The sequence below is a fragment of the Sphaerisporangium sp. NPDC049002 genome, from assembly GCF_040649355.1.
Lineage (GTDB): Bacteria > Actinomycetota > Actinomycetes > Streptosporangiales > Streptosporangiaceae > Sphaerisporangium.
In genome coordinates this window covers 1-6810 of sequence record NZ_JBEZFH010000297.1, presented here as the reverse complement: position 1 = coordinate 6810, position 6810 = coordinate 1, and the positions used below count along the sequence as shown (strand labels likewise).

11 protein-coding genes are annotated in these 6810 nt (G+C 65.4%); 3 read left to right on the top strand and 8 right to left on the bottom strand.

Features of this window, described 5'->3' with window-relative positions; genetic code table 11:
- From AB0B89_RS33730 to AB0B89_RS33720, 3 genes are all read right to left on the bottom strand, one after another.
- Positions 1–740, bottom strand: a 740-nt coding sequence (locus AB0B89_RS33730; protein WP_358560951.1) for a leucine-rich repeat domain-containing protein, incomplete at its 3' end; no start/stop codon positions are given.
- A 341-nt stretch (positions 741–1081) separates the two neighbouring features.
- Positions 1082–1303 carry a DUF397 domain-containing protein gene (locus tag AB0B89_RS33725; protein WP_358560948.1) on the bottom strand — a complete coding sequence of 74 codons (222 nt, stop codon included), beginning with the start codon at positions 1301–1303 and terminating at the stop codon, positions 1082–1084.
- Positions 1285–2121, bottom strand: a complete 837-nt coding sequence (locus AB0B89_RS33720; protein ID WP_358560945.1) for a helix-turn-helix transcriptional regulator — start codon at positions 2119–2121, stop codon at positions 1285–1287. Before AB0B89_RS33720 ends, AB0B89_RS33725 begins: the two co-directional genes overlap by 19 nt.
- A gap of 282 nt (positions 2122–2403) precedes the next feature.
- Here AB0B89_RS33720 and AB0B89_RS33715 point away from each other — a divergent pair, with 282 nt between their 5' ends.
- The 3 genes from AB0B89_RS33715 (at position 2404) to AB0B89_RS33705 (ending at position 3478) form a co-directional block, all read left to right on the top strand.
- Entirely contained in the window at positions 2404–2655 is a 252-nt protein-coding gene (locus tag AB0B89_RS33715) for a hypothetical protein (protein WP_358560942.1), read from the top strand.
- On the top strand, positions 2652–3053 hold the full coding sequence (locus AB0B89_RS33710) for an ATP-binding protein (protein ID WP_358560939.1): 402 nt from the start codon (positions 2652–2654) through the stop codon (positions 3051–3053). Before AB0B89_RS33715 ends, AB0B89_RS33710 begins: the two co-directional genes overlap by 4 nt.
- A gap of 176 nt (positions 3054–3229) precedes the next feature.
- Positions 3230–3478 carry a cell division protein CrgA gene (locus tag AB0B89_RS33705; protein ID WP_358560936.1) on the top strand — a complete coding sequence of 83 codons (249 nt, stop codon included), beginning with the start codon at positions 3230–3232 and terminating at the stop codon, positions 3476–3478.
- A 9-nt stretch (positions 3479–3487) separates the two neighbouring features.
- Here AB0B89_RS33705 and AB0B89_RS33700 read toward each other — a convergent pair whose 3' ends face one another.
- From AB0B89_RS33700 to AB0B89_RS33680, 5 genes are all read right to left on the bottom strand, one after another.
- Positions 3488–4198, bottom strand: a complete 711-nt coding sequence (locus AB0B89_RS33700) for a hypothetical protein (protein WP_358560934.1) — start codon at positions 4196–4198, stop codon at positions 3488–3490.
- A gap of 33 nt (positions 4199–4231) precedes the next feature.
- On the bottom strand, positions 4232–4849 hold the full coding sequence (locus AB0B89_RS33695) for a pentapeptide repeat-containing protein (RefSeq protein ID WP_358560931.1): 618 nt from the start codon (positions 4847–4849) through the stop codon (positions 4232–4234).
- A 120-nt stretch (positions 4850–4969) separates the two neighbouring features.
- Positions 4970–5152 (bottom strand): multiple cyclophane-containing RiPP AmcA, encoded by a 183-nt coding sequence (gene amcA / locus AB0B89_RS33690; RefSeq protein WP_358560928.1) that lies wholly within the window; start codon positions 5150–5152, stop codon positions 4970–4972.
- Positions 5149–6285: a cyclophane-forming radical SAM peptide maturase AmcB gene (amcB, locus tag AB0B89_RS33685; RefSeq protein ID WP_358560925.1), complete on the bottom strand. Its 1137-nt coding sequence runs from the start codon at positions 6283–6285 to the stop codon at positions 5149–5151. The genes amcA and amcB overlap by 4 nt, the downstream gene beginning before the upstream one ends.
- Before the next feature lie 344 nt (positions 6286–6629).
- Positions 6630–6810 (bottom strand): hypothetical protein (locus tag AB0B89_RS33680; protein ID WP_358560922.1); only part of this gene is annotated, 181 nt, incomplete at its 5' end.

The following is a 6810-nucleotide window of genomic DNA, read 5'->3' as shown; positions in this document are numbered from 1 at the left end:
AGTGACTGGGGTAGAGCGTTCAAATGGTTACGCTTCAGGTCGAGTCGTTTGAGGGCGGTGAGGTTTCCCAGCGACTTGGGCAGGGCGGTCAAATGGTTGCGCTTCAGGTCGAGTCGTTTGAGGGCGGTGAGGTTTCCCAGCGACTCGGGCAGAGCGGTCAACTGGTTGTCCTCCAGGTCGAGTTCGGTGAGGGCGGTGAGGTTTCCCAGCGATTCCGGCAGGGTGGTCAGTTGGTCGCCGCTCAGGGAGAGCGATTTGAGGGCGGTGAGGTTTCCCAGTGACTCCGGCAGGGTGGTCAAATAGTTGCCGCCCAGGGAGAGCTGTTCGAGGGCGGTGAAGTTCCCCAGCGATTCCAGCGGGGCGGCCAGTTGGATGCCGCTCAGGGAGAGCGATCTGAGGGCGGTGAGGTTCCCCAGCGATTCCGGCAGGGCGGTCAAAAAGTTGCCGCCCAGGTCGAGCCGTTCGAGGGCGGTGAGGTTCCCCAGCGATTCCGGGAGAGCGGTCAAATGGTTGCCGCCCAGGTCGAGCCGTTCGAGGGCGGTGAGGTTTCCCAGCGACTCGGGCAGAGTGGTCACCTGGTTGCCACGAATGTCGAGCGAGATCAGGTGGGTGAGCTGGGCGAGTGACTCGGGCACTGTGCTCAGCCCGAGACCGGACAGGTCGAGGCTGATCGATCCGTTCTCCAGGCACTCGGTGATCCGTGTGACGGCGATCGCCTGGCCTGCCTCGGGCTCCATCATGAGCTCTCTTCTCCTTGTCGCTCACGCGCCTGGGCTCGCCCCTGCGCCGTACCGGTCTCCGGCCCCCTCGGCCGCATCGGGGATGACGCTAGAGACCGGCACTGGAGAACGACTTGTAAGTCATGTCGGGTGGCCAGATCCGGACTCCGCTGTCGTCAACGTGGTCACGGGTGTCCAGGAGATGGCCCGCTCGGCGACGTAGCGCCGTCCTCGGCGGTGACCTGTGCCTCACCCAGGCCGGGTCCTCTGGCGGGTGATGCGCACCCACCCTGCCGGAAGGACGAACTTGTCGTACCCCCGGCAGGTGGCTGGGACAGGGCTTTTGGGAGTGGAGGCGCTTCTTAGCCGAGCCGCCCGGTCTTCACGTCGCCGAGGAAGGTGGTCCATTCCCCAGGGGTGAAGACGAGCACCGGACCAGCCGGATTCTTGCTGTCACGGACGGCGACAAGCTCGGGGAGATTGCCGGCGACCTCAACACATTGTCCGCCGTTGTTTCCGCTACGAGAACTCTTCTTCCAGTCGGCCTTCAAGAGGTCTGCGGCAGTCAGGTCCTTTGAGTCCATTGGTCTATGGCTCCCTTAATCTTTTCGAGCGACTCGCCTGGGCGGTACGCCTCTGTTCTCAGTCTGTCATAGCGACTCAAGATCAGCGAGACCAGCTCGTGGTCAGCTGACACTTCACCTTCGCCGGCGGAGTCTACGACTACCGTTGTGGGCCCATCTGGTAGTTCAGCGATGGTGAAGCCTGACAGCAGGCCGTCGGTGCAAGGGTTGTCGTAGGGGACCACTTGCACTGTCACATTGCGATGATTCGCGACGGTCGCGAGGTGGGCGAGCTGCTGGCGCATGACTTCCGCTCCGCCTATGGGGCGACGGAGCACGAACTCGTCCAGGAGTACCCAGAGGGTCGGTGCGTTGTGCCCTTCCAGGATCAGGCTTCGTTGGATGCGAGCTCTGACCTGCTGCTCCACCTTTTCCTCGGGTGTCGCGAGGTGGCCGCGGAAGACGGCCCGCGCGTAGGCCTCCGTCTGGAGCAGGCCGGGGACCAGAAGGGGATCCCAGGTTCGCAGGGCCGTCGCCTGGGGCTCGATCTCTTCCTGCCAGCGGAGGAACCATTGCGGTCCGGACGGGGCATCTCTGATCCGACGACATAGCCGGACGAACCGGTGGCTGTCGGATAGGTCGAAGGCGCGATCACAGCCTTCCGCGAAGTCGAGTTGCGGGTTGCGGCTGTCCGTTTCGATATGTCCTATAAGCGAGGGTGAGCACCCCAAGCGTTCGGCCAGTCGGGCTTGTGACCACCCCTTTTCCTTTCGGCAACGGGCCAGTTCGTGGCCGAAACGCTCAACCGGCGACATGCGCGTGCCAAGATCATCGACCATGCTCGCCTCCGTAGGTGAATGCCGACAGGCGTCGACAAGACAATGACATACCTCTACAACTTTGGGGTTATTAGTCGATGCTTGTCGACCCTATCTGGCTCCGGATTAATGCTGTCACCGGCATTCTAGGGCTACGTCGAATAAGCCGCCAGAGAAGGCTGAGGCCTGACCCGACATACTCCCCACAGGATGGAGCTCCAGATGACAGATCAAGAGCCTGAACGTCCCCCGCCTCGTAGAAATGGCGCCCCATCCATAAGCGCTCAGCGGAATTCCCGAAAGGTGAAGGAAGAGCAGTTCATTCACCTGGTCCGGCTAGCGTGGGATCTGCACAGGCGCGGTCTCGGCGCGGCGGTCGAGTTGCCGATGGGCAAGGATCCGGCTCTGCTGGTTCCCCGGGAGTCCGGGCCGCTCCGTGTCATGGCACTGGCGCGTAAAGGCACGTGGTTCTACACGTGGGGGCGGGGCGAGGACCGGCGGGTACGGGCGCTGGCGGGCGACGCGGCCGATCGGGTCTGGGAGGTGTCGCGATGAGGACCGCGGAGCTTCTGGGCACCGTCGAACTTCCCGGCAAGGCGAGTTCGGTCGCGGCGGCGCGGGCCTGTGTGCGGGGGCTGCTGTGCGCGGCGGGGCATCCGGAGGCGGGCCAGGTCGAGCTACTGGTCAGTGAGCTGATGGCCAATTCGGTACGCCACTCCGACTCCGGCCGCGACCCCTGTGGAATGGTCAGGCTGGTGCTGTCGCACACCGGTCATGCCCTGCGCGTCGAGGTGATCGACGAGGGATCCTCCGGCGCGATCCCGCTGATTCCCGCACAGGTGGACCCGCTCAGCGAGAGCGGCCGGGGCCTGTGGCTGGTCCGGGAACTCTCGTCATCTTGGGGCTGGAAAGACGACGAGAGCGGCCGGCTCGTCTGGTTCGAGATGGCGTGAAAAGGGGGCCTCGCGGTTCCCGTGATGCTCGACGTTTTGAACGGGAGATATGGCGGGCATTGGCGGCCAGAGGACGCGGGCAGTGGCCTTTATATCGTCATTCCTCACCATGGCCCGCAGAAAGCGACTAGCGTTCAGGGTGATTTGTTCGTGAGGCGCTGGACAGGAGTCATTCGGTGGACGATTCCGATGCTCGTCGGAAACCGGTCGGGAGCGGATCGCGGTGGCAGGTTCTCACCGCGGTGCTCTTGCCGGTCGTCGGTGTTCTGTGGATCGCCGGCTACTACGTCAGCCCGGAGGCCCCGGTTCTGGGCGCCCTGGGGAACTGGAACCTGCTGATCGGGTTCGCCCTCGTCATCACGGGCGCGGTGCTCGGGGTGGTCCTGCTGGTGAAGGCGGCGGTGAGGCCGCGCCGCCGGGCCTGACGGCGTCACTCAACCCAGCCAGAAGGCGGCGAGTGACCACGTTTGGGCATCGCTTGTAGAGCCGTCGTGCGGCAGGAACTCCGTGGGGGCGATGTACCCCTCGCCAGGGTCAAGCCGGACGCGCAGGCACCGCAGCGGGTGCCCCTCTGCGACGTAACGGCGCAGGTCGTCGGTGTGCGGGTAGTACCCGTCCTGGTCACAGCCCAGGGCGCGGCAGATCTCCTTGATATCCAGGTCGCCGACCAGGAGATAGCGGGTGCCGGGCCCAAGGTTGAGGCAGAGACGTCGGCGGCTGTCCTGCCGGACCGGGTACGGCAGCCGGTCGAAGTTGTCGACGTGCAGTCCGATGCGGTGACCAGTCGTGGAGTCCTCGGTGCTGGTGAGCTGGCCGGGCGGGCTGGCTGTGCAGGCGAGGCGCCCGCGCGGCCAGCGGCCTTCCAACGGGTCGAGAGCGGCTGCGGCATCCACACGGGCTTGGAGATCGTCGGATGCGAAGACCGGCAAATCCTGACTGACCAGTTCGATCGTCACGCTGAGCGGCGTGTCGGCGTTGAGCCGGAATCGTTCGGCCTCTTCCTCTCTGAGGGCTGCCCAGCCCCCACGGGGGACGACGGCCACGCCGTCGTCGTAGCCCGGCGTGTCACCCGCCTGCCTGACGTCCCCGATGTCGATACGTCCCTGGATGTCGCTGAACCGGTCGAACAGCAGCCGTACGCCCATGTCTCCGCCTCCCGTGCAGCAGTAGTCGAAGTCCTAACCGACCGTGATCTCCAGCTCGGCCGCGAACGCCTCGGCGAGGCCCTGGAGCTGCGGCCGATCAACGATGATCTTCTTGAGCGCGCTCACTCCGCGAAGGCTGGACAGGTCGTTGCGGCGCAGGTCGCAGCCGCGATAGGTGCCGCCGTCAAACTCCGTCAGGTACAGGTCGCACTCGTCGAACGCCACGTCGCTCAGGTCAGACCCGACGAACCGCGCTTCTCGCAGCGTGCAGCCGGTGAAGATCACCGGGCCTATGGCACGGAGGCGGGTGACGGCGGCGAGGTCGAGCTTGCACCGCTCGAAAACCACGTCGTCGAGCGTGACGTTCTCCCACGCAGCGCCGAGCATCTTGCAGTCGGTGAACGTGACTCGGGAGAGCTTGCTGTCCTCCCAGCGGAGGCCGGACAGGTCGCAGGCGGAGAACTCCACCGAGTGCAGGCGCAGCTCCTCCAGGCGCGCCCGCTGGGTGGTGAGGCCAGTGATGCGCCCGTCCATGAGCTGGGTTCCCGACAGGGGCAGCTCGCGAAGACGGGCGTCGGCGTATCGGAAGTCGCGCAGTTTGCCGTGCTCGCCCTCCAGTGAATCGACATCGTCCAAGTCCGCGTCGTTCAAGTCCGGCAGCGTAACGCTCGTCTCGCGCACAGTACGTGTGTCCATTGTCTTACCTTCCAGGGGAGATGAGCGGTCCCATCGTGGGCGTGGAATCGCCGCGCCCACGATGGTCCTCTGCTATTACTTCTTGCTCCAGTTGTCCCAGCTCGGCTTGTTGTCGAATCCCCCCTTCTTGTTGTCCCAGCTCGGCTTGTTGTCGAACTTGGCGGTCTGAATCGGATCGGGGCTCTCAGGGGTGCTGCTACTGATCAGCTTGTCGACCACCTTCGCATCCGTGGTGGCCAGGTGCTCCAGCATGGTCATGCCGCGATCTCCTTTTTGGTTGCGGTGTACAGAGCGGTAATGAGGGCTTGACGGGTAAGTCGGCAGTAGTCGGTCTCCGTCGTGGCGAAGCTGCCGTTCTCGAAGTAGCGGTTGCACGCCTGGGCGCCCCGGCAGAAGTCCCAAAATTCGCATTCGGCTTCGCAGCGTCGCAGACCGGCCATGAACTCGCGGGCGTAGCGCAGCCGGTGCGCCTGATCCAGCATGCTGGCGATGCTCTGAGAGCGGACGTTCCCGGCAAGGAAGTCGCCGTAGTCGTCGTCCCTGATGTCAGCCAGTTCGGGCGAGAGCAGCACCACGTCTCCACCCACTGACACTGTCGGAATCGGATCGAGGCCGTATCTGCACCACTCGTCGCGCTGCCCGCTGCGTGCGAGGTGCAGGTAGTCGGCGAGTCGGTCGAGCTCCCGCAATGCAGGCCCTCCGTCGTGGGCCCTGCGCCAGTTCAGGACCCGCTGCCAGAATCGCTCGGCTTGGTCTTGGGCGATCCCGCACCGCTGGTCGTTGACGCCTTCCATCTCCTCCACGTTCAGGCCGATGGTGTGCGGTCCCAGGTCCGCGAGGAAGTCCAGGAGGGATTCGGGCTGCTCAATGCCTTCGGTCCCCACGACGGCGATCAGGGAGAAGCGGATGCCGTGGTCACGCAGGCGGCGGATACCGCGCACGATCCGGTCGAAGGCAGGTCGGCCGCGAAGGTCGACCCGTCGGGCGTTCAGAGCTACTGGGCCGTCGATGCTGACGCCGACGCGGACTTGGTAACGGGCGAGCAGGTCGCACCACTCGTCGTCGATGAGCGTGGCGTTAGTCTGCACGCTGTGCTGGATTTGGCCCGCCTGACGGAGCTGCTCGAACGGCGCGAGTAGGGCGGCGAACTTGCGTGGGCCCAGGGCCAGGGGCTCCCCGCCGTGCCACACGATGTCCAACTGGCCGCTGAGGTCGGTCAGATCCGCAGCCGAGGCGGCAACGGCCTTGGCGACCTCGGGGGACATCTCATTGCTCAGGCGCCGGAACGGCAGATAGCAGTACGCGCAGTCGAGGTTGCATAGCGTGGTCGGCTGAAGTACCAAGGTCCTGGCCCGGCCGAACCATCGAGCGAACTCCAATGATCCTTCCATCTCGTGGCGTTCCTTTCAGGGAGGGGGGGACGGGGAAGGGGCCGTGGCGCCCGTGGCCACGAGAGGGTGTCCGCCCTCCCCTCGCACACCCTTCGGGGGTAAGAGGGCGGGTCGTCTCGTGGCCAGGGGGTGTGCCTGGCGGGCCTCGCCGGCGGCCGGGAGAGTCGGCCGACCGGGGAGGACGTTTGAGACCCGCCAGAGTTCGAGTTCGGCGTCGATCATCAGGGAGCGCAGCTCGCCAGGGTCTGCGGACTCGACGATGCGGCACCGGCCGGGGTCGGCCGGGTGTGAGGCCGCGCGCAGGGCCGGCTCGCGCTCGTCGGGTGGGGCTGCGTGGCGAGGTGTCATTTCTGGTCGTCCCGTCGTGTGGTGTGTCTCCGTGCGGCCTTCTCCAGTTGCGTGCGTAGTGCGGGAATGGCGGGGGCATGGTGCACGCGGTCGTGCTCGATAGCGTGCTGGGCTACCCAGTCGCTGTGGCGGCCAGAGCCGTCCACTTCACGAGAGATGTGCCACTCGGGATAGTCG